This is a genomic window from Pararhodobacter sp., assembly GCF_036802785.1.
GTDB lineage: Bacteria > Pseudomonadota > Alphaproteobacteria > Rhodobacterales > Rhodobacteraceae > Pararhodobacter.
The window spans coordinates 152,607-179,533 of sequence record NZ_DAIRVN010000002.1; the positions used below are offsets into that span (position 1 = coordinate 152,607).

Here is a 26,927-nt window from a genome sequence, read left to right on the forward strand (position 1 = left end):
GAGAAGACGATGGCGATAAGCATCAACGGCACCGACGTGGCCATACCCGATGACCCAAGGGTCTCTCTGGCCGATCTCCTGCGGGAAGAGCTGCATCTGACGGGCGCCAAGATTGGCTGCAATCAGGGCGCTTGCGGTGCCTGTACGGTCCTCATTGACGGCGAAAGGGTGCTTTCGTGCCTTACGCTGGCCGTGCAGGCAGACGGGCGCAGTGTCACCACGATCGAAGGGTTGTCGCATGACGGCAACCCGCATCCGCTGCAAAGCGCCTCCATCGAGCATGACGGCTTTCAGTGCGGCTACTGCACGCCCGGTCAGATCTGCGCCGCCGTCGCCATGCTGCGCGAGGTGGCCGACGGAAGCCCCAGCTATGTGACAGCCGATCTCAGCGCACAGCCCGTCATGTCGCCTGAGGAAATCCGCGAGCGCATGAGCGGGAACCTGTGCCGGTGCGGTGCGCATAACGGCATCGTCGAGGCGATCCTTCAGGTTGCAGGGGAGGGGACGGCATGAAGCCTTTTGCTTACAGGCGCACCGCGTCCAGCACGGACGCCAGTTCACTCGCTGTCCTTGAGGGCCACAAACTTCTCGGTGGCGGAACCAATCTGGTTGACCTGATGCGCAAGGGTGTCGAGCAACCGAGCACGCTGATCGACGTCACCATGCTGTCTTCCGACATCGGCGAGACGGATGGCGGTGGCCTGCTCATCGGTGCGGCCACCCGCAACAGCGCCGTCGCTGCACATCCGCTGGTACGCGCACAGTACCCCATGCTGTCCCGCGCGATCCTCGCCGGTGCGTCTGCCCAGATCCGCAACATGGCGACCGTTGCCGGTAACCTTATGCAGCGCACCCGTTGCGCCTATTTCAACGACCCCGCCGCCTCGCGCTGCAACAAGCGCCAGCCGGGCAGCGGTTGTGATGCCATGGACGGTTTCAACCGCTATCACGCGATTCTGGGCGGCTCGCCGGATTGTATCGCGACGCATCCCTCAGATATGTGCGTGGCGCTGATGGCGCTTGATGCAAGGGTCCATCTTTCGGGAAATTCCGGTACACGCATTGTCCCGCTGGCAGAATTTTATCGGCTGCCGGGTGACAGCCCCGATCTTGAGACGGTTCTGAACAGCGGCGAGATCATCACCGCCGTCGAGATACCGCCCTCCCGGTTCGCGCAACGCTCCGCCTATCGCAAGGTGCGCGACCGCGCGAGCTATGCGTTCGCGCTGGTATCGGTCGCGGCGGGCGTCTCGATGCGTGACGGCAGGATCGAGGACATAAGACTGGCATTCGGCGGCATCGCGCCAAAACCGTGGCGCGCCTTGAAAGCCGAAGCGGCGCTGCGTGGCGGCCCCGCGACCCCGGAAGCCTTCGCCGCCGCGATGGACATTGAGCTTGCCGACGCCAGACCCTTCGCAGGCAACGCCTTCAAGGTTGAGCTCCTCAAACGCACCACGGCCGCAGTTCTCGTTGAACTGACTGGAGACAAATCATGAGCAGAACTCAGAACATCGTCATCGAGTCTGTCAAGACAGTCCTGGGCTGGGTGCCGGAACGCTGGCTTCCCGGCGGCACGCCCGACCCGCTGATCATGCGGCGCGGCGCGGTGGGTCGGCAGGTTTCACGGCTGGATGGGCCACTCAAGGTTGGCGGGCAGGCGCGTTTTGCCGCCGAGGTGGCGATGGAGGGCCTGTGCTATGCTTCGTTGCTGCACAGCCCGGTCACGCGGGGGCGCATCACCCGCCTTGATACCAGCGCCGCAGAGGGCGCACCGGGCGTCATTCTGGTGATGACGCACCGCAACATGCCGCGCCTGGGCACCCTCCCCCTGATCAGCGTCACCAATCTGGGCGCGGTCGGCGCGAGTGCTCTGCCAATCATGCAGGACACGGAAATCCGCTACAACGGTCAGGTGGTAGCGCTGGTGCTGGCCGAGACGCAGGAACAGGCCGACCATGCAACATCGCTGATCGGCATCGACTATGAGGCAGCAGCGGCCAAAACGCATTTTGAGGCGGCAAAAGCCAGTGCCAGAACCCCGGCTTCCATTCTGATCGAGAAAAACCATACGGTGGTCGGCAATCCCGGGAGTGAACTGGCGCAGGCGGCCTTTCAGGTCGACAATCTCTACCGCACGCCCGGCAACAACCACAACGCCATCGAGCTGCACGCTGTCACGCTGGCATGGGAAGGCGACACGCTGACCGTCCATGACAGCAGCCAGATGATTGCGGGAAGCGCACAGGCTCTGGCGAAGCTGTTTGGTCTGAAGAAGGATCAGGTCCGCGTGCTGTCGCCTTTTGTCGGCGGTGGCTTCGGGGGCAAGGGGATGTGGGACCATCAGATTGTGGCGGTTGCCGCGGCACGGATCGCCGGGCGCCCGGTGCGCCTTGTCCTCAGCCGTGACGGCGTTTACCGCATTGTCGGCGGGCGCACACCCACCGAGCAGCGCGTGGCGCTGGCAGCCGATTCAGACGGCAAGCTTGCCGCGCTCATCCACACCGGCCATTCGGTGATGCCGCCCTATTCCGCCTGCCCCGAGCAATACACGCTCACCGGGCGCGCCCTTTACCGCGCGAAAAGCTATGAATTCGTGCAGCACCATCTTGACCTTGATATCGTTCCCAACACCTATATGCGCGCGCCGGGGGAAGCGGTCGGCACCTTCGCGCTTGAAAGCGCCATGGACGAACTCGCGCATGCGATGGGCATGGATCCGATTGAGCTGCGCCTGCGCAATGAGCCCGAAACGCACCCGCTTTCCGGCACGCCCTTTTCGCAACGCGCGCTGGTGCAGGCCTACCGGGACGGCGCCGCCCGTTTCGGATGGGAGCGGCGACAGGCCACACCGGGCACGCAGCGCGACGGCGAATGGCGCATCGGCATGGGCTGCGCGACCGGCAGCTTCCCCTATGCCCGCATGCCCGGCGCCAGCGCCAGCATCCGGCTGACGCGTGAGGGCAAGGCAATCGTGTCATGCTCTGCGCAGGATATGGGGATGGGCACCTCCACGGTGCAGGCCCAGCATGCCGCCGACCGTCTTGGCCTGCCGATGGAAGCAATCACCTTCGAGATGGGCGATTCCGCCTTGCCGAGCACGCCGATGGCCGGTGGCTCGTCACAGACCGTCTCCATCGCCGCAGCGATTGCCGCTGCCGCTGACAAGCTTGCGGGCGAGTTGCTGCGCCTCGCCGGCAATTCCAGCCCGCTGGCCGGTCTTCGGGCCGGTGAAGTGCGGCTGGCCGGTCAGACGCTGGTCAGTATCCAGGATCCGTCGCGCAGCGAGAGTTTCCAGTCGATCCTCACCCGCGCATCGCGCGAGGAGATAACGGTGACCGCAGCGGGCAGCGCACCCCTCGAAATGCTGAAATTCGCAATGCACAGCCTGTCGGCGAATTTCTGCGAAGTGCGGGTCAGTGAAGTGACCGGCGAGGTGCGTGTGACGCGGATGCTGGGCTCATTCGACTGCGGCGCAATCCTCAACCCCAAGACAGCGACCAGCCAGTTCAAGGGCGGCATGATCATGGGGATCGGCCTTGCGCTGACCGAGGAGACACTGTTCGACGCGCGCAGCGGCAGGATCATGAACGCGACCCTCGCCGATTATCACATCCCCTCGCATCTTGATGTGCCCGAGATTGAGGTCATGTGGACGGGTATTCCTGACCCGCGCTCCCCGCTCGGTGCGCGCGGTATCGGCGAGATCGGCATCACCGGCGTGGCCGCTGCCATCGCCAACGCGGTCTTCAACGCAACCGGCAAGCGTATCCGCGACCTGCCGATCACGCTGGACAAGCTGCTTTGAGTGGGAAAGACTGATCGGCCTGACCTGCTGGTGCCAGCTTCAACGCCGCCGCCAGAGGCGCGTGGCGAACACCAGCGCGCCACGCAACCTATGTGCCCGGGCTGCGGCCGAGACTGACTGATGCGCCGGTTCGCATCACGTCGGCCAGGCTCTTGCCCCGGACGAAGGAAAAATCCCGTGGCAGGCCCCTCGCCCCGGCTATGCGGAAGAGATTGCGGTCGCGGTAAGCGCGCGGTATCGTTGCCTCTTTCACATTGAGGCCAGACAATCGTGACGATGCCACAGGCTGCTATCGATCAGGCGCACGATCTGCCATTTCTCGCGGGTGGCGGGGACATGGCAGGGCGCATCCGTCTGCACAACTGGTCTGCGACACCTCTGGGTCCCATCGAGACGTGGCCGGAAGCGCTGAAGGCAGCCGTCCGGATCATTCTGCGCACCCCGATACCAATCGTCATGCTCTGGGGACCCAGCGGGGTGATGATCTACAACGATGGCTATACCGAGTTCGCTGCCGACCGGCATCCCGGACAACTGGGCGCAAACGTCCGCGAAGGCTGGGCCGAAGTTGCCGATTTCAACGACAACGTCATGAATATCTGCCTTGGCGGTGAGACGCTCTCTTACCGCGATCAGGAACTGACGCTCATCCGCAACGGCGCGGCGCAGCAGGTCTGGATGAATCTGGATTACTCACCGGTGCTTGACGAACAGGGGCACCCCGTCGGTGTCATGGCGATCGTGGTCGAGACAACGGCGCGGGTGCTGGCGGATCGCCGCATTGCAGCAGAGCACGAACGCCTGCAACGCCTGTTCGAGCAGGCACCGAGCTTCATGGCCATGCTGCGCGGCGAGAACCACATATTCGAGATGGTGAACCCGGGCTATATGAAGCTCGTGGGCAACCGGGATGTCGTGGGCAAGACGGTAGCCGAAGCGCTGCCTGAAGTCGCCACGCAAGGCTTTATCGACATGCTCGATACAGCGTTTCGTACCGGCGAGGCGGTCACGGGCCAAGCGCTGCCGGTCTTGCTCCAGCGCAGCGAAGATCAGGCTCCGGAACAACGGTATGTCGATCTCGTCTATCAGCCGATCCGGAATGACGAGAACGTCGTGACGCAAATCTTTGTCCAGGGTTCGGACGTGACAGAGCGGGTGCTGGGAGAACGCCAGCAGCAACTGTTGATGAGCGAACTGGACCACCGGGTAAGAAACACGCTGGCCACCGTGTGCGCCATCGCAACGCGGACATTGCGTGGTGCCACCTCTCTGGAGGAGGCAGAAGCCAGTCTCAACGCACGGATACTGGCACTGTCGCGCGCCCAGGACATTCTGACCCGCAGAAGCAGCGACGGCGCGGAACTCGGTAGCGTGATCGCCGCTTCTGTCCGATCGCACAGTGATGATCATCAGCGGTTCCGGATCAATGGTCCTGCAATCAAGCTGAATTCGGGTGCCGCCCTCGCGTTCTCGCTTGCGCTCAATGAGTTGTCGACCAATGCGACAAAATATGGGGCGCTGTCAGTGGACTCGGGCCTTGTCCACATCACATGGACGGTCGAGCAGCGGGACAACAAGCGCTTCTTGCTGATCACGTGGGAGGAAACGGGGGGCCCTGTGGTTTCTCCACCTACCCGCAGGGGCTTCGGCTCAACTCTGATCGAAGAAGCCGTGGCAACAGAGACCGGGGGCACAACGCGGCTTGAATATCGCCCTGCCGGGGTGCTGTTCACGCTCGACGCCCCGCTGGAGGATATCGAGGAGCATTGACCTGCCCGTCATGCCGGGACGGCCGGTTTGCGGACAGCAGACACTCTCAAGACCCGGCAACAAGATCCTGCAACCGGGCGCCAAGCGGGTGGCGGATGTCGGACAGGGCAAGCACCACATCCATATGGTTCAGCCCGGGTTCGATCTGCAACTCGGACAAATGGTTTGACGCGGAAAGCCTGTCATGGAGTGCCAGCGCCTGCTGGTGGAAGGGCGTGGTCTCCTCCTGACCCAGAGCGATGATGCGGACCGGGACCGGATGGTGCGTAGCCGACAGGGGCGAATAGTCGCGCGCCTCGGCGGCAGTCATGCGGTTTTCGTCTTTCAGGAAACTGCCCGGGATGTCGGACAGATCAAAAATACCGCTGACCATCATCAGCCCCCGGACGGGCGGAAGGGGGGCGGATGTCTCGCCTGGCGCGGTGGCGGCCAGCAGCGAAGCAAGATGACCGCCAGCGGAATGGCCGCTGGCGGTCAGTTTCGCCGGGTCTGCCCCGAAACCGGCGGCATTGTCAGCCAGCCACTGCGCTGCCCGCCGTATCTGGCTGACAATCGTCCCCAGCCGGGTGCCCGGCATCAGGTCATATTCCACAATCGCCGCAATGCCCCCGGCAGCCAGCACAGGCCCGGCGACGCAGCTATGGTCGGCCTTCTCGCCCGAGCGCCAGTAACCGCCGTGAATGAACATATGCAGCGGCGCGCCGGGAGCAGGGTTGTCAGGAAAGATCAGATCCAGCACCGCGCGGGGTGAATCACCATAGGCAATATCCCGGCGTATCGTCGCGCGGCTTGCCAGCGCGCGGCTGCGCCTTGCCGTTTCAGCCGCGATCACCTCGAATTCAGGGACGAAATCGCGAATGCGGTAAAGGTCCTGGCCTGTCATCTTCCCCCCGGGGTTTTCAGAAATCGACTGCGTAATATTTGGGCTCCATGAACTCCAGTATCCCGTGTACGCCCCCTTCGCGCCCCAGCCCGCTTTGCTTGACGCCGCCAAAAGGCGCAGCCGGATCGGACATCAGGCCACGGTTGATGCCCACCATACCTGATTCGATCCGTTTGCCGACCCGCATCGCGCGTGTAATGTCTTGCGTATAGACATAAGCCGCGAGGCCATATTCGGTATCATTGGCAAGCTGCACCGCCTGATCTTCGGTATCAAAGCGAAATACCGGCGCCACGGGGCCAAAGATTTCCTCATGCGCCAGATCGGCATCAAGGGGCACGTTTTCCAGCACCGTGGGCGGATAGAAAAAGCCAGCACCGTCAATCGGCTTGCCGCCCGTGGTTGCACGCGCGCCGCGCTCTAGCGCGTCAATGACCAGCCGGTCGATCTTTTGCACGGCTTTGGCGGTGATCATCGGGCCGACCTGCGTCTGCGCCTCTGCGCCGGGGCCGATGCGCAGGGCGGACATGCGCGCGGTCAACCCGGCGACAAAGGCATCATGGATGCCTGACTGAACATGGAAACGGTTCGCGGCGGTGCAGGCCTCACCCGCGTTGCGCATCTTGGCGACCATGGCGCCATCAAGCGCGGCGTCCAGATCGGCATCGTCAAAGACGACAAAAGGTGCATTGCCGCCCAGCTCCATGGAACAGCTTGTCACCGTCTTTGCCGCCGTCGCCAGCAGGGTGCGACCCACGCCGGTGGAGCCGGTGAAGGACAGCTTGCGCACCCGCGGATCGGCCAGCATTGCCTCCACCACCGGGCCGGGCTGCGTCGTGGTCAGCACGTTGACCACACCGGGCGGCACGCCGGCCTCTTCGCCCAGCCGCGCCATGGCATAGGCCGTCAGCGGGGTCTCCGAGGCTGGTTTCAGGATCACCGTGCAACCCGCAGCAAGGGCGGGGCCGATCTTGCGGGTGGCCATGGCGGCGGGAAAATTCCAGGGCGTAATCAGCACCGCAATGCCAATAGGCTCATGATCAACAAGGATCTTGTGTGAGCCCGATGGGGTGGCGCGGTATTCACCCGGAACGCGCACCGCCTCTTCGGCATACCAGCGGAAGAACTCGGCGGCATAGGCCACTTCCCCGCGCGCATCGGGCAGCGCCTTACCGTTTTCAAGCGCAATGAGCCGGGCGAACTCTTCGGAGCGCTCGGTGAACAGGGTGAACCACCGGCGCAGGATTTCCGAACGCTGGCGGCTGGGCGTCTCGCGCCAGCCCTTTGCGGCAGCGGCGGCGGCGTCCACGGCAGCGGCGGCCATGGACAGATCGGCGTCGGGCACCTCGGCCAGCGGCTGGCCGGTCGAGGGGTCAATCACCGGGATGCCGCCACCGGCAATCCAGCGACCGCCGATATACAGTCCGTGGGCGTGAAGGGCCGGATCGGCAAAATCGAGGCGTGGCTCATCAAGTGTCATGGTTTTTCCTTCATGCTTCAGTGAACAAGCGCCCGGTCGCCCGTGAAGGCGGCGCCAACAAGGTGACGCATCTGGTCACGGTTGATGGCGCGCGGATTGTTCTGGATCAGGCGTTCAATCCCGCAGGACTGCTCGGCCACCCAATCAAGCTTGCTCTCGTCCAGCCCCAATTCCCTGAGGCTGACGGGAATGCCGATACTGTCAAACAGCGCGGCCAGTTCCGGGATGACCGCATCGCCATCCGCCAATCCCGTGGCCCGGGCAATAAGGTCTAGCTCCGGCCCGATGGCCGGGCGGTTCCATTCCATGACATAGGGCATCAGGCAGGCCACCCCCAGCCCATGCGCCGTATGTGTCAGCGCGCCGATGGGGTACTGGATGGCATGCGCGGCGGCGGTGCCCGCGACGCCAAAGGCCAGTCCGGCCTTCAGGGCGCCCATCATCACCAGTTCGCGCGCCTCGTGATCCTCGCCATCAGCGCAGGCACGGGCAAGACCCTCCCACAACAGGCCGATCGCCTCGATCGCGAACTGATCCGAGACCGCGTTCTTACCGATGAACACCCGCTCTTGTGTCAACCGGGGGTCCGGCGCGCGGCGGATGGCGGTGAAGGCCTCGATAGCATGAGTCAGGGCATCTGCCCCGGCGATGGCGGTCAGGCCACGGGGACAGGTCAGCGTCAGCTCAGGGTCGCAGATCGCCACGACGGGAATCAGATAGGGGCTGGAGATCCCCACCTTCAGGGTGCGCTCATCGTCTGACAGCACCGCGACCGGCGTCACCTCCGAGCCGGTGCCCGCCGTGGTGGGCAAGGCGATCAACGGCAGAACCGGGCCAGGAACCTTTAACTCGCCGTAGTAATCGTGCGCCTTGCCGCCGTGGGTCAGCAGCAAGGCGACGCATTTTGCCATGTCCAGGCAGGAGCCGCCGCCGACACCGATCACCAGATCAGGCGCGAAAGGACGGGCGGCATCGGCAGCAATCTGTGCCGAGGCGACAGGCACATCCGGCAAGGTGCCTGCCTCTATGCGAGTCGTAACGCCATGCGCCGTCAGATCTGCGATCATCGCCAGAAACACGGGATCCTGCGCCAGCCGCTCATCGGTGACCACAAGCGCGCGCAGACCAAGACGGCGGGCGACGGCGCCAAGCGCCTTACGCTGGCCTGCGCCAAACAGTATTTCTCGTGGGGCCCTGAACGTTCCAAAAAGTCCCATGTTTTCCTCACTTTCTGGTGGTTTTACTTGAGCGCGCGACCGTTGCTTCAGGGCGAATAACATCTGCGATACGCGCTGCATTCCGTCCGGACCCGCATTGATTTCGTGAAGCTGCGCGAGGCCTATATACGATCCTATACGATAAAGTATTTGACATTGGGTATCATATTTGCAACTCATTCTGTCAAGACAGTTGTTGAACGTCGTTCGCAGGAGGGGTTGCGCCGGGATGGATTGCCACGAGGAGGTGGCGTATTCTGGCCGCGACCAATGCGAAAAGGGGGAGTTGATGGCAAACGCCATGCCGCGCGAAAATAATCGGCTTTCGATCCGTCCGGCCAGCGTTGTCGATGGGGTCTATAACAGCATTTATGAGCGGCTGATGTCGCTGGAATTTGCACCTGGTGGCCGGATCGCGATTGACCAGCTCGCCCGCGATCTGGATGTGTCGCAAACCCCGGTGCGCGAGGCGCTCAGCCGGTTGGAGCGTGAGGGGCTTGTGCGCAAGGCTCATCTCATCGGCTATTCGGCAGCACCCCAGCTGACGCGCAAGCAATTCGACGACCTCTATGATTTCCGGCTTCAGCTTGAACCTGAGGGCGCGGCCCGCGCGGCGGCCAACCTGTCACCCGAAGCGCTGAAGACGCTGGAGGAATCCGCCGCAGACATGAGCCATGGCGCGCTGCCGGTCGACCGCAACAGCCGCTATTCGCGCTTTGCCCGGACCGATGCGCAATTTCATGACGATATCATGCGCATCGCTGGCAACGAGATCGTGCGCGCAGCGCTTTTCAACAGCCATGTGCATGTCCACATCTTTCGCCTGATGTTTCACACCCGCGTCACCCAGGAGGCGCTGGAGGAACATGAAGCCCTTCTCGCGGCATTCCGTGCAGGTGACAGTGTCGCCGCGCGGGATGCCATGTTCTCGCACATCACCCGGTCCCGTGATCGTCTGATCCCAGCATTCGAATGAAATGACCAGTATGTCCCCGCTCATGACCGCGGCGCCCCCCGGCACCGCGAAGGAATCCGGCTTGCCTGCCGCCGGAACACCGGTCCTCGCCGTCGAGGGTCTGGGCAAGGCCTATGGCGCCATCACCGTGCTGTCAGGTGTGAGCATGGACCTTCGCGCGGGTGAGATTCACGCCATCATCGGCGAGAACGGCGCGGGAAAATCGACGCTGATGAAGCTGCTTTCGGGCCATGTCGAGCGCACCGAGGGACGTATTCTGCTGGAGGGGCAGCCGGTCAGCTTTGACGATGCCGTGAGCGCCGAGCGCGAAGGGATCGTGCTGGTGCATCAGGAAATCCTGCTCGCCAATGACCTGACAGTCGCTGAAAACCTGTTCCTGGGCCGCGAAACCGGGCCTTGGTGGACGGTAGATGACCGCGCGATGAACCGGCGCAGCCGTGAGGTTCTGGGCCGGATCGGCAGCACCGCCCGCCCGCGCGATCTGGTGCGCGACCTGCCGCTGGCGCAGCGTCAACTGGTGCAGATCGCCCGCGCGCTTCTGGATGACCGCAAGGTGGTTATCTTTGATGAGCCGACCGCGGTTCTGGCCAATGACGAGGTGGCGGCGCTTCTGACTGTCGTGCGCCAGCTGCGCGATGCCGGGGCGGCGGTGCTCTATATCTCGCACCGGCTGGACGAGGTTGAGGCGCTGGCGGACCGCATCACCGTGCTGCGTGACGGCGCGATGATCGGCACCTGGCCCGCAGCCGGGATCAGCCAGCGGCAGATGGCCGAGCTGATGGTCGGTCGCAAACTGGAAATGCTCTATCCCGCCAAGCGCGACGGGGCGTCGCGCACGCCGGTTCTTGAGGTGCTTGGCCTGACCGTCGAACATGGCAAGCAGCAGGCCAGCTTCACGATCAACGCGGGCGAGGTTCTGGGGATCGGCGGCATGATCGGCTCCGGCCGGACCGAGCTGATCGAGGGGTTGATGGGCTTGCGCCCGGCACAGACCGAAGCGATCACCCTGCGGGGCACGCCGGTTACGCGGCGCAGCGTCAACGCCTGGAAGGGCCGCGGCGTGGTCTACCTGACCGAGGACCGGAAGGGAAAGGGCCTGCTTCTGGATGTCCAGCTTGCACCAAACCTGACCCTGAGCGCGCTGAAAGAGCTGCATCCGGGCCTGCTGCTGCGCCCTGCCCGCGAAACCCGCGAATTGCGCGGCGCGGTCAGCGAATATGACATCCGGGTGCGGTCTGTCCGGCTGACGGCGGGGCAGCTTTCCGGTGGCAACCAGCAAAAACTGCTGCTGGCCAAGGTGATGCTGACCAATCCCTCGATCGTCATCATTGATGAACCCACGCGCGGCATCGACATCGGCAACAAGAGCCAGATCTACGAATTCATCGACACGCTGGTGCGGGCGGGCAAGGCCTGCGTCGTCATTTCCTCGGAACTGTCCGAGCTGGTCGGCATCGCCGACCGCGTTCTGGTGATGCGGGCCGGGCGGATCGTGGCGGAAATGACGGGCGACGAAATTACCGAACAGAATGTGGTCTATGCGGCAACCAGCAGCCGCCAGACCCCGCCGGGAAGGAGCGACGGATGAACACGGCCACGCTGCGACAAGCCACGGAACGCGAAGGCTGGACGTTCCGCTGGGCCGATTTCGGGCCCTGGATCGCGCTTGCGGTCATCGTGATCGTGGGCGCGACGATCAACGCCAACTTTCTGACCTCATCAAACATCACCAATGTGGTCACGCGCTCGGCCTTCATCGCGATCATCGCGATCGGGGCGACCTTTGTGATTGCGTCAGGCGGGCTGGACCTGTCGGTTGGCTCGATGATGGCGTTTGTCACAGGTGTCATGATCATGATCATGAACAGCCTTGCGCCGGTCTATGGCACCAACGCAATCTTCATGGGGGCAGGGGCCGCGCTGGTGGTGGGGGCGCTTTGCGGGCTGGCGAACGGGCTGATCGTCACGGTCGGGCGGATAGAGCCGTTCATCGTCACGCTGGGCACGATGGGCATTTTCCGCGCCCTGATCACCTACATGTCTGACGGCGGCTCCATCCCCATCGACCGGGGCCTGCGCGCGGCATACCGGCCGGTGTATTTCGGCAGCTTTCTGGGCATTCCCATTCCCATCTGGATCACCATCGCGGTTGTCCTGCTGGGCGCCTTCCTGCTCTACCGTACCAAATTCGGGCGGCGCGTGCAGGCGGCGGGTGCCAATCAGGAGGTCGCAAAATTCTCCGGGGTGTCGGTTGGTGGTGTGCGTACCATGGCCTATGTCATCCAGGGCGTCTGCGTGGCCATGGCCGCCATCTGTTATGTGCCCCGGCTGGGCGCGGCAACGCCGACCACCGGCCAGCTTTGGGAACTGCAGGTCATCACTGCCGTGGTGATCGGCGGCACGATCCTGCGCGGGGGGCGCGGGCGCATCTGGGGAACCGTCGCCGGTGCCCTGATCATCGAAACAATCGCCAATCTGATGGTGCTGTCGGACATGGTGTCCGAATACCTCGTCGCTGCAGTGCAGGGCGTCATCATCATCATCGCCATGCTGGCGCATCGCTTCCTGCGATAGCGACCCGTTTCCGACGACCAAGACTTCACAGAGGAGGAGAACGACCATGACCAATTTGAGGAAACATTTGCTCGCGTCCACACTGGCGCTGGCCGGAATGAGCGCCGGTGCCTTTGCTCAGGACCGCAACATCGTGATCGCGGTGTCGATCCCGGCAGCCACGCATGGCTGGACAGGCGGCGTCGTCTATCACGCGATGCAGGCGGAACGGCAGATCGAAGAGGCGTTTCCGAACGTCGATATCGTGATTTCGACCTCGCAGTCAGCGGCAGCCCAGGCTTCGGCACTGGAAGATCTGTCAGCAACGCGCGACCTGTCGGCGCTGGTGATCCTGCCCTTCACCTCGGAAGAGCTGACCGGGCCGGTCGAAAACGTGCGCGACACCGGCGCCTTCATCACGGTGGTTGACCGGGGCCTGTCTGACGACAGCATTCAGGATCTGTATGTCGCCGGCGACAACATCGCCGTCGGTGCCAACACAGCCGGATGGCTGGTCGAGCAGCTTGACGGCGAAGGCCAGATCGTCGTATTGCGCGGCATTCCCACCGTCATCGACGATGAGCGCATTCAGGGCTTCACCGAGGTCATCAACGAATCCGGCATCGAGATCCTCGATATCCAGTATGCCAACTGGAATCAGGACGAGGCCTTTACCCTGATGCAGGACTATCTGGCGAAATACCCGCATATTGATGCGGTATGGGCCAATGACGATGATATGCTTCTGGGTGTTCTGGAAGCGATCGAGCAATCGGGGCGCAGCGAAATCCGCTATGCTCTGGGCGGCAACGGCATGCGTGAAGTCATCGAAATGGTCATGGCTGAGAACCCGATGACCCCGATCTCCACGCCCTATCCGCCGTCGATGATTGCAACGGCCATGTATATGACCGTCGCCCAGTTCACCGGCCAGGCCCCGATGCGCGGCTCTTTCCTGCTGGATGCGCCGCTGATCACCCCGCAGAATGCGGAACAGTTCTATTTCCCTGATTCCCCGTTCTGATCATCCCCGTCGCGGCCCGGTGCAAAGCCGGGCCGCCACCCAACCCGACACGAGGAGCGCGCAATGAGCGGCAAGAAAATTCTCATGCTATGCGGCGAATTCACCGAGGAATACGAGATCTTCGTATTCCAGCAGGGGATGGAAGCCGTGGGCCACACTGTCCATGTGATCTGCCCGGACAAGAACAAGGGCGAGATGATCCAGACCTCGCTGCATGATTTCGAGGGGCACCAGACCTATATCGAACGCTTCGGCCATCTGGCCGAAATCAACAAGTCCTTTTCCGAGGTGGACCCGGCAGAATATGACGCAGTCTATTGCGCCGGTGGGCGCGGGCCGGAATACATCCGCACTGACAAGCGTATTCAGGCGATGGTGCGGCATTTCCATGAGGCGCAGAAACCGATCTTCACCATCTGCCATGGCGTGCAGATTCTGGTAGCGGTCGATGGCGTGATCCGGGGCAAGAAGGTCGCCGCACTGGGTGCCTGCGAACCTGAGGTTATATTGGCGGGCGGCACCTATATCGATGTCGCGCCCGATGAAGCCTATGTTGACGGCACCATGGTTTCCGCCAAGGGCTGGACCGGGCTGGCGGCATTCATGCGCGAATGCATGAAGGTGCTGGGCACGAAGATTACCCACAGCTGACCACATCTTTAACGGCCCACCGCAACGGACACCGATCAACAGCCCGCGGATCGCAGGTGGGCTGACAACCGCTTCCGATAGCAAAACGGTGCCGCGCCTTTCCGCGGCCCGGTCATTCCTCACGCCGCCCGGTTCATGACCGGGGGCGTCTGGTAGCGCATGGCCGAATGGGTCCGCGTGAAAACCAACGCCGCACCCCGTAAAAACCTCGGGGTTTACCCAGCGATATCCGCCGATATCCGTGCCGACCTTGCCGCAACATGATGACATTCCCGGCCGCGCTGCCTATTCTGTGCCGTCACCCGCCGCAAATGCAATCGGTTGCAGAATTCTTGGTTAGGAGATCCGGATGAACGGTGCAGATCAGCTGTGCGACGTGCTTTTGCAAAACGAGGTTTCTGTCTGCTTCGCCAATCCCGGCACGTCAGAGATGCATTTTGTTGCCGCCCTTGATCGTCGGCCAGAGATGCGCTGCGTCCTGGGCCTGTTCGAAGGTGTCGCCACCGGCGCGGCTGACGGTTATGCCCGCATTGCTGATCGTCCTGCCGCCACTCTGCTGCATACCGGACCCGGGCTGGCCAATGGCCTGGCCAATCTGCACAACGCGCGCCGGGCCTGTGTGCCAATGGTGAACATCATCGGCGATCATGCTGGCTACCATCTGCGTTTCGACGCGCCGTTGACCGCTGATATCCAGGGGCTGGCGCAGCCCATGTCAGCATGGGTTGGCCGTGCCGAAACGGCGGCAGACGTCCGGCGCATCACCGAGCAGGCGATCGTTGAGGCGTGGCGCAACAGCAACGTTGCCTCGATGATCCTTCCCGCCGATGCGGCGTGGGGCGCTGTCGATGCGGCACCGGCTGGCCTGGTCAGCCTGCCTGCGCGCAGGCAGGTTCCGGCAGAAAGCATCGAAGCGGCGGCGCGGGCACTGCATCGCGCGGGGCAGCGGGATGATCGTACAGTGCTCATCCTGTCAGGGCGCGCGCTGCACGGTGCGGCGCTTGAAGCGGCAGGGCGTATCGCAGCGCACACGGATGCAATGCTGTTCTCACAGCAATCCGCGCGCCATGAGCGCGGGCAGGGCAGGGTGTCCATCCGGCCAATTCCCTATGTCGTGGATATGGCGGTTGAAGCGCTGAAAGGGGTCGGGCAGGCGATCTGTATCGGCTGCCCCGCCCCGGTTGCCTTCTTTGCCTATCCCGGCAAACCCAGCGCGCTCCTGCCCGATGGCTGCAAGGTGATTCAGCTGGGCGATGCCACGCATGATCTGGCAACCACGCTTGACCTGCTGGAGCAGGCGCTTGGCAGTGGCGGCGCGATTGCCACGCGGAACCCGGTTGCTCAACGGACGACAGAGCCGCCCACCGGCCCCCTGACCCTTAGCACGATCGGGCAGTCGGTGGCCCGGTTGCTGCCGGAAAACGCCATCATCTGTGATGAATCGATCACCTCTGGCCGGGGCCTCGCGCCGTTCATACCGTCCATGACGCCGCATGACCAGTTGCCGCTGACCGGCGGTGCCATCGGCATCGGCATTCCCCTTTCCGTGGGCGCTGCCGTTGCAGCACCGGACAGAAAGGTTCTGCTTTTGCAGGCCGATGGCTCGGGCATGTATACGCTGCAGGGCCTCTGGACGCAGGCGCGTGAGAACCTTGACGTCGTCACGGTGATCTTTGCGAACCGCACCTATGCCATTCTTCAGGACGAGATGCGCAACATGGGTGTGAACCAGTTCGGCCAGAATGCCCGCTCGATGCTGGAAATCGGGCGTCCTGATCTGGACTGGTGCGCACTGGCGCGCGGCATGGGTGTGGAAGCGGCACGCGCCGACAGCGCCGAAGCCTTTGACCGGCTGCTGGGCGCCGCATTCGCGCGGCGCGGACCGTTTCTGATCGAGGCTGTGTTGTGAGAGTTCTGGCCGCGCACCGGCCAGAGAACAGAAGCATAGCCCCGGGCGTGGCGAGAGGGCGCTCAGGAAAGAGGTGGCGTAGTGCAGCGCAATAGAACGACGACGATCAAGCAGATTGCCGGAAAACTGGGCGTTCACCCGTCAACGGTTTCGCGCGCGCTGAACCCGCAGACCCGGCACCTGATCGGCGACGTTACGCGAGAGCGGATCGAACGCGCGGCAAAGGTGGCAGGTTTCTTTCCCAATGCCGTTGCCGCAAGTCTGCGCACGGGGCGCTCAAAGCTGATCGGTGTCTTTTTGCCCGACATCTCCAACACGGTGTTTTCGCCCATCCTGAAAGGCGTGGCAGAAGTGCTGACCGGCGAGGGCTTTGCCACCATCGTCGCCGATCTGGGTCAGACCGAGGGCACCGACCCTTCGATGGTGTTCGAGCTGGTCTCGCGGCGGGTTGAGGGGGTGATCCTTGCGACCGTCAGCAGAAATGACAAACTGGTTGAGCGCTGCCTGGCCAATGGTTTGCCGGTGGTGCTGGTCAACCGTGCCGAAGGCCAGATACGCGCGTCATCAGTGACGTCTGACGATATTCAGGGCATGCGCATGGCCATGGACCATCTGTGCGGTCTGGGCCACCGGCGGATCGGGCATCTTGCCGGGCCACAGACCCTGTCCACCGGGTTTCTGCGCAAACGCGGCTTCCGCGAGGCGGCCGAAGCCTGGTCGCTGTCGCCCGAGGCCACGCCGGTGGTGGAGTGTCAGTCCTACTCGCGCGAGGCCGGTGCAGTCGCCATGAAAGCGCTTCTGGACGTCAGGCGGGATCTGACGGCAATCGCTGTCGCCAATGACCTGCTGGCGCTTGGCGCTTACGAAGCGCTTGGCCATGCCGGGCTGAAAGTGCCTGATGATGTCTCGGTCGTTGGCCACAACGACATGCCGCTGATTGATCTGGTGAATCCGCCCATGACCACCATCCGCATCAACCACCGTGATCTCGGGCGCGAGGCCGCTTGCCTGTTGATGAATGAAATCAAGGACAACGCCGTTGCGCGCCGGTCCATCATTCTGGCCCCGGAACTGGTGGTCCGGGCCTCGACCAGAGCGGTCTGATCAGGCGCTTTCCCTCCGGCCGGGAAAGCGCGGGATGGCATCGAGCAGGGCGCGGGTATACGGGCTTTGCGGGTTTTCGAACACGTCGCTGACCGGCCCCAGATCGGTGAAGCGCCCTTTCTGCAGCACACCGACCGAATGGCAAAGGCTGCGCACGACACCAAGGTCGTGGCTGATGAAAACATAGCTCAGTCCCCGCTCGGCCTGCAGACGCCGGAGCAGGGCAATGACCTGCGCCTGCGTCGATACATCCAGCGCGCTCACCGCCTCGTCGCAGATGACCAGTTCGGGGTCGCATGCCAGCGCGCGCGCGATGGCCACACGCTGCTGCTGCCCCCCCGACAGCTCGTCCGGGTAGCGGCTGCCAAGCTGTGTCGGCAGGCCGACATCGGAAAAAAGCTGCGCCACCCGGTCTTTCAGCCGGGCTCCGCGCAAGCCCAGATGAAAGCGCACCGCCTCGGCCACGGTATCCCAGGCCTGCATACGTGCATTCAGCGACAGACGCGGGTTCTGAAAAACGACCTGTACGGCGCGGCGGTAACTCAGCGGAGTGCGGCCTGCCGGCCAGTCGGCGATGTTCTTTCCGTCAAACCGGATGCTGCCCCGCAGAACAGGAATCTGCCGCAGGATCGCCTTGCCGATCGTGCTTTTCCCCGAACCCGACTCACCCACCAGTCCGAATGTCTGCCCGCGCTTCACATCGAACGAGACGCCGTGCACCACCTCACCGTAGCGCGGCGTTCCCCAGATGCTGCGCCCTGTCTCATACCGGATATGGAGGTCGCGGACCGAAAGCAGCGGGCCTGTGATGTCTGATTGTGTCATGCGACGGCACCTGCGCTGTCCAGCTGTTGGCGGGCTTCGATCAGCTGTCTGGTGTAAGGGTGGGCGGGCGCCGAAAACAGCGCGGCGGTTCTGCCCGTCTCGACGATCTCGCCATATTGCATGACCGCGACCCGGTCGCAGAGCTGGGCAACGACTGCCAGATCGTGGCTGATGAACAGCACCGACATGCCCAGCTCGTCGCGCAGCCGGCCCAGCAGTTCAAGCACCTGTTTCTGCACCGTGGCATCAAGCGCCGTCGTCGGCTCATCCGCGATCAGCAGCGACGGGCGGCAGATCAGCGCTGCGGCAATCATCGCCCGTTGCGCCATCCCGCCAGAGAACTGGTGCGGAAAGTCATTCAGGCGGTTGCGGGCATCCTTGATACCGACAAGATCCATCAGTGCGGCTGCACGGTCCAGAGCGGCACGGCGGGAAAGCTTTTCGTGGTAGATCAGCCCTTCGATCATCTGGTCGCCAATGCGATGCACCGGCGACAGCGCCATCATCGGGTCCTGAAAGACAATCCCGATATCGCGCCCGCGCCGCTTGCGCATCTCAGCCTCGCTCAGCGCGACAAGATCCTGCCCGCCCAGCAGGATGCGGCCCGAGGTTATCCGGCCGGGTTTCGGAACCATGTTCAGTATCGCCGAGGTCGCCATGGACTTGCCCGAACCGGACTCGCCCACCAGACCAAAGATCTCCCCTTTGCCGATCTCGAACGAAACGTTCCTGACCACCTGACTTGTTCCACCGGCGATGGAGGGGAAGGCGACATTGAGGCCCTCGACCGTGACCACGCTTTCCGTCTCAGCCGGTCGCGCGCTGACGGCGCGGGGCGGGCTTTCTCCGGTTCTGGCAACAGGGCTGGCAGCTGCCTGCCGGACGGGCACCGCAGTGCGTTTCGCCGCCCGTGGTTTCCGGACAACGTCGCTGTTGACAGCATCGCGGATGCCGTCGCCCAGCATGTTGAACGCAAGAACCGTGAGGGTGATCGCCGCACCGGGCACCAGTGACAGCATGGGCTGCTGAATCTGGAAGCGCCGTGCATCATCCAGCATTGCCCCCCAGCTGGGATTGCCCGATGTCACGCCCAGCCCAAGAAAACTGAGCATCGTTTCCAGCAGGATAGCGACACCGAACAGGATCGACACCTGCACCATGATCGGCCCCACCGCGTTGGGCAGGATATGGCGAAAGAGAATGCGGAAGGTGGAATATCCCAGCACCTCAGCGGCCTGCACATAGGGCTTGTTGCGCTCAGCCAGCACGATTGCCCGGCTCAACCGCAGGAAGGACATGGCAAAACCGATGCTGATCGCAAGCATGGCGACCGTCAGGCCACGGCCAAAGATGGCGATGAAGCTGAAGGCGAACAGCAGCATCGGAATCGTCTGCTCGACATCGGCGAGGCGCATGACGATCCGGTCCCACCAGCCGCCCCGATAGGCCACAAACAGGCCCAGCGGCACGCCCACCAGCAATGCCGGACCTACCGACTGCACCACCGCCAGCAGCGCAATCCGGCTGCCCCACATGACGCGCGACAGCAGATCACGGCCCAGATCATCGGTGCCAAGCCAGTTCGTGGCCGATACACCCTGCAGGCGCCGCAGCACATTGGACGTGTTCGGGTCATGCGGCGCGAGTTGCCCGGCAAAGATTGCCACAATGACCAGCATCACCACCCAGGCGAGGGCAAGCGCTGCGGTTGGCTGCGACAGCAGCCTGGCCATGAAACCCGGCCGGCGTTGCTGCGCGCTCAATGCTGCCACCGGCGCTTCGGTTTCCTGCGAGATACTCATTCCGGGCGCACCTTGGGGTCAAGTTTACCGTAGCCGATATCCACCAGCAGGTTCATCAGCACGATGAACACCGCCACCACCACCACCACGGCCTGCAACACGGGCACATCCCCCCGGTTGATCGAATCGAGGATCAGAGACCCGAGGCCGGGGACGGAAAACACACGCTCGATCACGAAAGCCCCCGAAAGCATGAGCGCGGACAGCATGCCGATCACCGCAAGCACCGGCATCATCGCGTTCTTCAGGCAGTAGTGCATCACCAGCTTTCCCCGGGGGCATCCACGGGCGGTCAGGGCGCGCGCATATTGCGAGCCAAGCTGCTGCAGCATCGAGGTGCGGGTATGTCGCGCAATGCTGGCCGTCGCGCCAAGGCCAAGCGCCAGACAGGGCAGGATGATGCTGCGCGCCCAGGGCCACAGCCCGGAGGATATCGGCGTGTAACCGGCGGCAGGCAGCCAGCGCAGTTCGACGGCAAAAGCCAGCACAAGCAGCAGGCCCAGCCAGAAGCCCGGCATCGCCAGCAGGATGGAGACGATGCTGGTCAGCGTCCGGTCGATGATCGAATTGCGGTAAAGCGCGGCGGTCACACCGACCGGCACACCAAGCAGGATTGCAATGGCCATGCCGCCAAGGGCAAGGGTCAGCGTGATCGGCAAGCGCTGCGCAATTTCGCCGGACACTTCAAGCCCGGTGATGTAGGAGCGCCCGAAATCGCCACGCAGCGCATTTGTGACCCACTCGAAGAACAGAACGAGCTGCGGTCTGTCGAGGCCCATTTCCTGCCGCAACCGCTCCACCGCTTCAGGTGTCGCGCTGTCACCCAGAATTGCGGCGGGTGCCTGAACCGGCACGAAACGGAAAAGGATGAACGTCACCACAGCGACCATCACCACCACGGGGATGGCTGCGATGAGCCTTGAAATGATCAGCTTCCACATGATTTCATGACCTTGCACCCCATCCTGGAACGCGTTGCGGCAGGCATACGCCGTGCCGCAACGCAGGCGTTTTCAGACCCCGGTGTTATTCCTGCATCCGGACATCGCGATAGCGCAGTGCGGAAGGTTCCCACGTCGTCGTCGCGATCTCGGCGATGGTTTCGGGGTTGTAATGCACGATCCCTACGGCATCGAAATAGGCACAGTCCAGCGCTTCATCATGAATGATCTGCGCCATTTCCTGCAGCAAGGCGGGCTGTTCCTCTTCCGGTGCAACCAGCGCCAGCTGATACAGCTCTTCCAGCCGGGGCGGCGGGGCCACGTTGAAGGTGTTCGCCGCGCCCCCTTCGCTGAAGCGGAAGCCGTAGTAGTTGAACATACCGCCCATCTCAGGGTTGAAGGTGTTGATGATCAGCGGATAGCGCCCGGAATAGAACGACTGAAAATACTCCGGCGTCGGCATCATCTGAACGTCAAGGTCGATCCCGATCATGCCGAAGCTTTCGCGCGTCAGCTCCGAGATGACCCGCATGAAATCAGGGCTGGGCATCTGAAGGCTCAGTTCCGAAACGCCTGCCTCGGCCATCAGCGCGCGGGCGGCCTCGATATCATACTCGTAGCGCTGGATATCGGGGTTGTAGGAGGGGTCGCCCTCATCGAAGCGCTGCGACGGAAAGTTCAGCAGGCCATCGTAGCGCGCGGCGTTGATATGCTCCAGCGGCATCGCCTTGCACATCGCCTGGCGCACGCGCACATCACCAAGCGCACCGTCCCGGTCAAACATGATCAGATGATAGCGCAGGGTGCGCCAGACATCCGAGACCAGACCGGCTGCTTCGGCGCTTGGCATCTGACTGGGGTCGCCGTCGGCCGCGTCCACCTGACCGGCGAGCAACGCGTTGAAACGCGACGACGCATCCGGCAAATACACCACTTCCACGCGCTGGGGGCCGATATTGTCGTAGTCCCAGTGCTGCTCAAACACGTCAAACACGTAGCGAGAGCCGGAGATCGAAGCCTCGGCGTTGTAGACATAGGGCCCCGATCCGACGGGGATGCGCTCCCATGTGCCTGCTTCAAGCGCCGCCGGGCTGATCATCGCCAGACCGCGCTGGCTGAGGACATAGGGCATTGCAGGGCTTGGGTGACGCAGATCGATCCGGACGGTCAGCTCATCGACCTTGACCGCGCTTTCAATCCCCGAGACCGCTTCACGCCACCGGTTGGCGGCGCGCTGCACATTCTCCAGATTGGCGATGACAGCATCGGCATCCACGGGCGATCCGTCATGGAATACCGCCCCTTCACGCAACCGGATCGTCAGGCTTTCAGGGGTGATTTCCCAGGATTCTGCCAGACCCGGCGTCAGTGTCGTGCCATCGGCGTCGATCCGGATCAACGTATCATAGACCAGTTGGGTGAAGGTGGTATTGGGCGGCGTCTGCGGGTTCCAGCCCTGCGGCTCAAACCCGACACCCCAGCGCAATGTGCCATGGGGCTCGGCCATTGCCGTGCCGACAAGGCCGAGCACCGCCGCGCAACTCAGCGCCACCGTATTAGTCAATCTTGTCATCGCGTTCTTCCTCATTGCTTCATTTCTCCTGCTGGACGATCATCACGCGCCCGGCTTATGGCCAGGCAGATACGACATGCTTTTTCAATGTGGCGCGGCCTCGAATTGCCGCTTTTTCTGCGAACGATTGCATGGAAGTATTCACAATTTTATTGGCCATGGCAAAGACCTCTGACGGTTATCCGGAAATCGTTTGCTTTTTTCCGGGTTCAGCTTGATTTTCGAGCTGAAAGGGCATGCACAACACAATCTGGGCGGTAGCGTCACTGCGGTTTTCCAGCGCGCGCGCCTCGCCCGGCGCGATGCGGCAGCTGTCCAGAGGGTGCAGTGTCGCTTCTGATTCGGATGTCCGGATGACAACCTGTCCCTTGACGACCAGATAGAGCTTTTCGAAGCCCGAAGCTGTCAGCGTGGTGTGGCCGCCCGGCGCTATCTCTGACAGGCCCATCCACAAACTCTCGACGGGTCCGGCCTCGAAACCTTGCAGCCGAAGACAGCGCATGCCGAAATGTTCCGGCGGGCGGTATTCGCGCGCCCTGTTGATCCGCGTGACGATCATGGTGCCGCTTGCGGGATGATGAAAACCCGGTCCCGCGCCGACCCCATGACAGCCGTGTAAGCATCACTGATCTGGTCAAGGCTGAAAAGGCTGCCATCGACCACCGGAAAGGGCCTGAGCGCGCCGGTTTCGAACCCCGGCAGCAACTGACGCAGCAACGCGCCGGTTTCCGCGCAGTTGAGCGCCAGCGTATCGACACCGAAATAGCTGTGGCGCCCCCGGTAGAACTCGAACACGTTGAACTCGACCACAGGATTGATCGCGGCAATGAGGATCTGGCGGCCAAGCTTGGCGAGCGATTTGTGCGCTGCGGCAAAATACGGATCACCCACGGTGTTGAACACAATGTCGGCCCCATGACCATCGGTCAGCGCCCGCACCTCTTCGCCGACATCGGTATTTGCGGCATTGATCACTGCCACATCGGCGGTGGCGTGCCCGCAAAAGGGTTCATCGCGGCGCACAACCCCGATAACCCGCGCCCCGCGCCATGTGGCAATCTGCGCCGCAGCCTGCCCGACCTTGCCATTCACGCCCATGATAACCACGGTTTCGCCGGGCTGAGGCATGCCGCAGCGCCGGAAACCTTCAATCGCCGTGACAAAGGGAACGCCGATCCCGGCGGCCTCGGCAAAGCTCAGCCCGGCGGGTTTGGTGACCAGCCCCTCCTCGGGCACGATGACATGCGTGGCATGTGTGCCGTCGCGCCTGATGCCCAGATCGCCCGAAGACCCGAAGACCTCCTTCCCGATCAGTTCCGCCGCACCGGCGACGACGACGCCGGCAAAATCGCGCCCCGGTGTCCGCGGGAACACAGCATAGGGCATCAGCCCGGTCGCTGCCTTGGCATCGGAGGGGTTCACGGCGGCTGCGCGCACCTCGACCAGCGCTTGCCCGGGCTCGGCGCGGGGAGTCCATCCTGTTTCCAGTTCAGGACGCAGGCTGAACACGTCGGCCGCCTTTTGGGTAAGCCGGACACGGCGCGCCGCCCGCAGCGTTTCAAGGGGCGTAGTACTCATCAGGTCTCTCCTGGCATTTCTGAGCTTTTCAATTCCGGCTCCAACCGTGGCAAGCGCAGGTCGATGCGCGCCTGCTCGGCGCTCGCAAGCGTTCCGCCCAGATCTTCGACGATCCGGCGGGCCTTGAGCACCAGCGCGGCATTTCCGGGGGCGAGTATTCCACGCGACAGATACACGCCATCCTCCAGCCCGACGCGCACATGCCCTCCTGCGAGATACGACTGAGCAACCATGGGAAAGGCAGAGCGGCCTGTGCCGATGGCAGTGAACTGCGCGTCATGCGGCAAGCGGCCGCGGGCGTAGAGCACGCTTTCGGGCAAGGGCTGAAAGCCGTACCTGACGCCCATGACGAACGAGCACAGCACAGGCCCCTGCAGTGTGCCATCCGCCAGCAGGTCGTGCATCAGCGCGATATCGCCACTGTCGAACAACTCGATCTCGGGCAACACTCCGGCCGCACGGATCAGCGCCGCCATGCGCCTTACATGACCCGGCGTGTTGATCACCACCTGCGCGCCGGAATTCATCGTGTTCAGGTCCAGCGTGCAGATATCCGGCTTCAGCGCCACCACATGCGCCACGCGGGCCTCGGGGTGGGTGAGCGTTGTACCCTCGCCAGCCACCCGGGGATCTTTCTCGGATGGCACGAACCGCGCGCCGGGGCCGGTTGTCAGGTTCAGGATCAGCGCAGGGTTTTCCCGGCGCAATGCCTCAACAACCTGCCGGTACAGGCCCAGCTCTGACGAGGGCGCGCCGGTTTCCGGGTCACGGACATGGATGTGCACGATCGCTGCGCCTGCCTCGGCGGCCTCCAGCGCCGCGTCAATAATCTGCGCCGGGGTGATCGGCAGGTGCGGTGTCTGGTCAGGCCGGGTCAGGTTCCCGGTCAGGGCGCAGGTCAGGATGGTATGACCCGTCACAACAGCCGCCCCCCATCCATGACCAGCGTGGTGCCGGTGGCATAGCCAAGCGCAGTGTCACAGGCAAAGATCGCATCGGCGATGTCTTCCGGTGTGGCGATGCGGCGAAGCGGGACAGAAGCGGCGATCTTGTCGCTCGCCGATTTGTCGCGTCCGGGCACAAAGCTGTTGTCAACCACGCCCGGCGCAACCCCCATCACCCGGATATCGGGCGCCAGCGCGCGCGCCAGGGATTTCACCATCACATCGATCCCGGCCTTTGCCGCGCAATAGGCGATGTTGGAGCCAATGCCGTTCATGCCCGAAATGGAAGAGATGAAAACACTGAGCGGGCGCTCGCCCTTACGCAGCAAAGGGGCCAGTTCGCGCAGCGTGGCGAACTGGCCGCGCCAGTTCACGGCCAGCATGTCGTCGATCACCGCATCGGTGAGGGCATCGAGGTCGGCATGCGCAATCGCCCTTGTGAAGCCGCTGGCATGGACAAGCAGGTCGATGCGGCCATGGTCCTGCTCCAGCGATCCGCGCAACGCTGTCAGCGATTGCGTATCGGCCACATCCGCCTGATAGACCCGGAAACCCGCCTCCGACAGGGCGCGGTCGGGCCGCGCGCGCTGGGTCACGCAAACCGTTGCGCCCGCCTCGGCAAAGCGTTTTGCGGTCGCGGCACCGATGCTGCCCGTGCCCCCGATCACCACGACGACCCTTCCGTCCATGCTTTGCATTGCGTCTTCCTATTTGATCGGAGGTGTCGGAAGCCGCGCCGTGCCCGCTTCCAGCGTGAAATTGCACATCAGTGCGCAACGCTCGTCAGGGGTGCCCCGGCCGCTCACCACAAAATCGCCGATCAGGGCAGGGGTGACACCAAAGACCGGATCTTCTGCCAGATGCGGATCGTCGTCCGGAAACACCTGCGTGATCAGCGTCCGGAACCCTTCGCGATACAACAGAAAATGCAGATGGGCAGGGCGGTTGGGTTGTCGCCGCTGCGCGCGCAGAACCTCGCCGGTGGGGCCGTCCGTCGGCACGGGATAGCCAAGCGGGCGCACCGTATGGAACTGAAAACGGCCATCAGCGTCGGTTTTGAAGACGCCGCGCAGGTTCATGTCGGCCTGCTCAGGATCCTGGCTTTCGTACAGGCCTACAGGCGAGGCATGCCAGACATCCACGCGGACCCCCTCGATCGGCGCGCCGCGCGCATCGCGCACCTGCCCGCTGACGTCAAGCGGCGTGCCGGGGGTGGGCGAGCGCAGGAGCGAGGCGCCGTTCTCCATCTCAGGGGCATTCAGGCGCCAGAAGGGCCCCAGAAGCGCCGCGCCGGTCTCGGTGGGGCCGGTCATGCCGTTGTTGAGCAGGCACACCAGCGTCGATGCCCCCAGAACATCAGAAAACAAGGCGGCTTCATTGTGGCTGTCCGTCGTGGCCTGCCCAATGCGGTTTGCAAAATCGAATGCCGTTTCCAGCTCGGCGTCCGTCAACCGCACGTCGCGCAAGAAGGCATGCAGATGGCGCACAAGGGCTGACATGATCTCGGCATGTCGCTGGTCTGAAGCGCGGGCAACTGCCGCCAGCGCGGCCTCTGTCACCATGTCCGGATCGCGTATGATCATTTTTCTTTCTCGTCGGTTTCTGGGCGCAAAGCTGACAGGCGAAGCGGTCGCGCAAACGTTTGCATAAACTAAGCACGTGGTCAAAGAGAAAATTGCAATCAAGCGGCCGAAGGGATGTCGCGCTAAAGGCAGATCGTGTATGCATGTACTGATTTTTAAAGCGAATACAGAGAGTAACGGCGGATTCGCTGAAGAATTGTACGGAACCCGCTACAATAAAGTTGACCTCGGGATTTCGACTGCTAACATGCAATCGATTGTGCTTTCGAGTGCATGCAGGCTGGCGCAAGGCGCCGGTGATCGTGCCGT

23 protein-coding genes are annotated in these 26,927 nt (G+C 63.1%); 11 read left to right on the top strand and 12 right to left on the bottom strand.

The genetic code is table 11. The features are described 5' to 3' along the window. Window positions 1-9: 9 nt before the first annotated feature. The 4 genes from V7Q53_RS01710 to V7Q53_RS01725 all read left to right on the top strand — a co-directional run bounded on the left by V7Q53_RS01710 (window position 10) and on the right by V7Q53_RS01725 (window position 5,575). Complete coding sequence (locus V7Q53_RS01710; RefSeq protein WP_333826637.1) at window positions 10-513, top strand: (2Fe-2S)-binding protein; 504 nt, start codon at window positions 10-12, stop codon at window positions 511-513. Further along, window positions 510-1,496, top strand: coding sequence for an FAD binding domain-containing protein (locus V7Q53_RS01715; RefSeq protein WP_333826638.1), 987 nt, complete (start codon window positions 510-512; stop codon window positions 1,494-1,496). The genes V7Q53_RS01710 and V7Q53_RS01715 overlap by 4 nt, the downstream gene beginning before the upstream one ends. Next, window positions 1,493-3,805: a xanthine dehydrogenase family protein molybdopterin-binding subunit gene (locus V7Q53_RS01720; protein ID WP_333826639.1), complete on the top strand. Its 2,313-nt coding sequence runs from the start codon at window positions 1,493-1,495 to the stop codon at window positions 3,803-3,805. The genes V7Q53_RS01715 and V7Q53_RS01720 overlap by 4 nt, the downstream gene beginning before the upstream one ends. A gap of 276 nt (window positions 3,806-4,081) precedes the next feature. Further along, window positions 4,082-5,575 (top strand): sensor histidine kinase, encoded by a 1,494-nt coding sequence (locus V7Q53_RS01725; protein WP_333826686.1) that lies wholly within the window; start codon window positions 4,082-4,084, stop codon window positions 5,573-5,575. 46 nt (window positions 5,576-5,621) lie between these two features. Here the strand turns inward: V7Q53_RS01725 and V7Q53_RS01730 are convergent, their stop codons facing one another. From V7Q53_RS01730 to V7Q53_RS01740, 3 genes are read right to left on the bottom strand one after another with little or no spacing between them, the layout of a single operon-like run. Continuing rightward, window positions 5,622-6,458 (bottom strand): alpha/beta hydrolase, encoded by an 837-nt coding sequence (locus tag V7Q53_RS01730; protein ID WP_333826640.1) that lies wholly within the window; start codon window positions 6,456-6,458, stop codon window positions 5,622-5,624. 16 nt (window positions 6,459-6,474) lie between these two features. Next, window positions 6,475-7,938 (bottom strand): NAD-dependent succinate-semialdehyde dehydrogenase, encoded by a 1,464-nt coding sequence (locus V7Q53_RS01735; protein WP_333826641.1) that lies wholly within the window; start codon window positions 7,936-7,938, stop codon window positions 6,475-6,477. A 17-nt stretch (window positions 7,939-7,955) separates the two neighbouring features. Then, window positions 7,956-9,155 carry an iron-containing alcohol dehydrogenase gene (locus V7Q53_RS01740; protein ID WP_333826642.1) on the bottom strand — a complete coding sequence of 400 codons (1,200 nt, stop codon included), beginning with the start codon at window positions 9,153-9,155 and terminating at the stop codon, window positions 7,956-7,958. Window positions 9,156-9,444: 289 nt separating this feature from the next. Here V7Q53_RS01740 and V7Q53_RS01745 point away from each other — a divergent pair, with 289 nt between their 5' ends. The 7 genes from V7Q53_RS01745 (at window position 9,445) to V7Q53_RS01775 (ending at window position 17,372) form a co-directional block, all read left to right on the top strand. Next, window positions 9,445-10,131 (top strand): GntR family transcriptional regulator, encoded by a 687-nt coding sequence (locus V7Q53_RS01745; RefSeq protein WP_333826643.1) that lies wholly within the window; start codon window positions 9,445-9,447, stop codon window positions 10,129-10,131. A 22-nt stretch (window positions 10,132-10,153) separates the two neighbouring features. Continuing rightward, complete coding sequence (locus tag V7Q53_RS01750; RefSeq protein ID WP_333826644.1) at window positions 10,154-11,719, top strand: sugar ABC transporter ATP-binding protein; 1,566 nt, start codon at window positions 10,154-10,156, stop codon at window positions 11,717-11,719. Then, window positions 11,716-12,705, top strand: a complete 990-nt coding sequence (locus V7Q53_RS01755; RefSeq protein ID WP_333826645.1) for an ABC transporter permease — start codon at window positions 11,716-11,718, stop codon at window positions 12,703-12,705. Before V7Q53_RS01750 ends, V7Q53_RS01755 begins: the two co-directional genes overlap by 4 nt. 46 nt (window positions 12,706-12,751) lie before the next feature. Next, complete coding sequence (locus V7Q53_RS01760; protein WP_333826646.1) at window positions 12,752-13,708, top strand: substrate-binding domain-containing protein; 957 nt, start codon at window positions 12,752-12,754, stop codon at window positions 13,706-13,708. Window positions 13,709-13,771: 63 nt separating this feature from the next. After that, the gene (locus V7Q53_RS01765; protein WP_333826647.1) at window positions 13,772-14,359 is read left to right on the top strand and encodes a DJ-1/PfpI family protein; all 588 of its coding nucleotides are present in this window, start codon (window positions 13,772-13,774) and stop codon (window positions 14,357-14,359) included. Between the two features lie 349 nt (window positions 14,360-14,708). Continuing rightward, window positions 14,709-16,268 (top strand): acetolactate synthase large subunit, encoded by a 1,560-nt coding sequence (locus V7Q53_RS01770; RefSeq protein ID WP_333826648.1) that lies wholly within the window; start codon window positions 14,709-14,711, stop codon window positions 16,266-16,268. An 81-nt stretch (window positions 16,269-16,349) separates the two neighbouring features. Further along, window positions 16,350-17,372 carry a LacI family DNA-binding transcriptional regulator gene (locus tag V7Q53_RS01775; RefSeq protein WP_333826649.1) on the top strand — a complete coding sequence of 341 codons (1,023 nt, stop codon included), beginning with the start codon at window positions 16,350-16,352 and terminating at the stop codon, window positions 17,370-17,372. Here V7Q53_RS01775 and V7Q53_RS01780 read toward each other — a convergent pair whose 3' ends face one another. The 9 genes from V7Q53_RS01780 to V7Q53_RS01820 all read right to left on the bottom strand — a co-directional run bounded on the left by V7Q53_RS01780 (window position 17,373) and on the right by V7Q53_RS01820 (window position 26,618). After that, window positions 17,373-18,197 (bottom strand): ABC transporter ATP-binding protein, encoded by an 825-nt coding sequence (locus V7Q53_RS01780; RefSeq protein ID WP_333826650.1) that lies wholly within the window; start codon window positions 18,195-18,197, stop codon window positions 17,373-17,375. Then, the gene (locus V7Q53_RS01785; RefSeq protein ID WP_333826651.1) at window positions 18,194-19,999 is read right to left on the bottom strand and encodes a dipeptide/oligopeptide/nickel ABC transporter permease/ATP-binding protein; all 1,806 of its coding nucleotides are present in this window, start codon (window positions 19,997-19,999) and stop codon (window positions 18,194-18,196) included. Before V7Q53_RS01785 ends, V7Q53_RS01780 begins: the two co-directional genes overlap by 4 nt. Continuing rightward, the gene (locus tag V7Q53_RS01790; RefSeq protein WP_333826652.1) at window positions 19,996-20,940 is read right to left on the bottom strand and encodes an ABC transporter permease; all 945 of its coding nucleotides are present in this window, start codon (window positions 20,938-20,940) and stop codon (window positions 19,996-19,998) included. Before V7Q53_RS01790 ends, V7Q53_RS01785 begins: the two co-directional genes overlap by 4 nt. An 85-nt stretch (window positions 20,941-21,025) precedes the next feature. Then, the gene (locus V7Q53_RS01795) at window positions 21,026-22,513 is read right to left on the bottom strand and encodes an ABC transporter substrate-binding protein (protein WP_333826653.1); all 1,488 of its coding nucleotides are present in this window, start codon (window positions 22,511-22,513) and stop codon (window positions 21,026-21,028) included. Window positions 22,514-22,691: 178 nt separating this feature from the next. Continuing rightward, a complete protein-coding gene (locus V7Q53_RS01800) occupies window positions 22,692-23,072 on the bottom strand; it encodes a cupin domain-containing protein (RefSeq protein WP_333826654.1) in 381 nt (126 codons plus the stop codon). After that, on the bottom strand, window positions 23,069-24,091 hold the full coding sequence (locus tag V7Q53_RS01805; RefSeq protein ID WP_333826655.1) for a quinone oxidoreductase family protein: 1,023 nt from the start codon (window positions 24,089-24,091) through the stop codon (window positions 23,069-23,071). The genes V7Q53_RS01800 and V7Q53_RS01805 overlap by 4 nt, the downstream gene beginning before the upstream one ends. Then, window positions 24,091-25,011: a 3-keto-5-aminohexanoate cleavage protein gene (locus tag V7Q53_RS01810; protein WP_333826656.1), complete on the bottom strand. Its 921-nt coding sequence runs from the start codon at window positions 25,009-25,011 to the stop codon at window positions 24,091-24,093. The genes V7Q53_RS01805 and V7Q53_RS01810 overlap by 1 nt, the downstream gene beginning before the upstream one ends. Next, the gene (locus tag V7Q53_RS01815; RefSeq protein ID WP_333826657.1) at window positions 25,008-25,733 is read right to left on the bottom strand and encodes an SDR family NAD(P)-dependent oxidoreductase; all 726 of its coding nucleotides are present in this window, start codon (window positions 25,731-25,733) and stop codon (window positions 25,008-25,010) included. Before V7Q53_RS01815 ends, V7Q53_RS01810 begins: the two co-directional genes overlap by 4 nt. 9 nt (window positions 25,734-25,742) lie before the next feature. Next, the gene (locus V7Q53_RS01820; protein ID WP_333826658.1) at window positions 25,743-26,618 is read right to left on the bottom strand and encodes a dioxygenase family protein; all 876 of its coding nucleotides are present in this window, start codon (window positions 26,616-26,618) and stop codon (window positions 25,743-25,745) included. Window positions 26,619-26,927 lie beyond the last annotated feature (309 nt).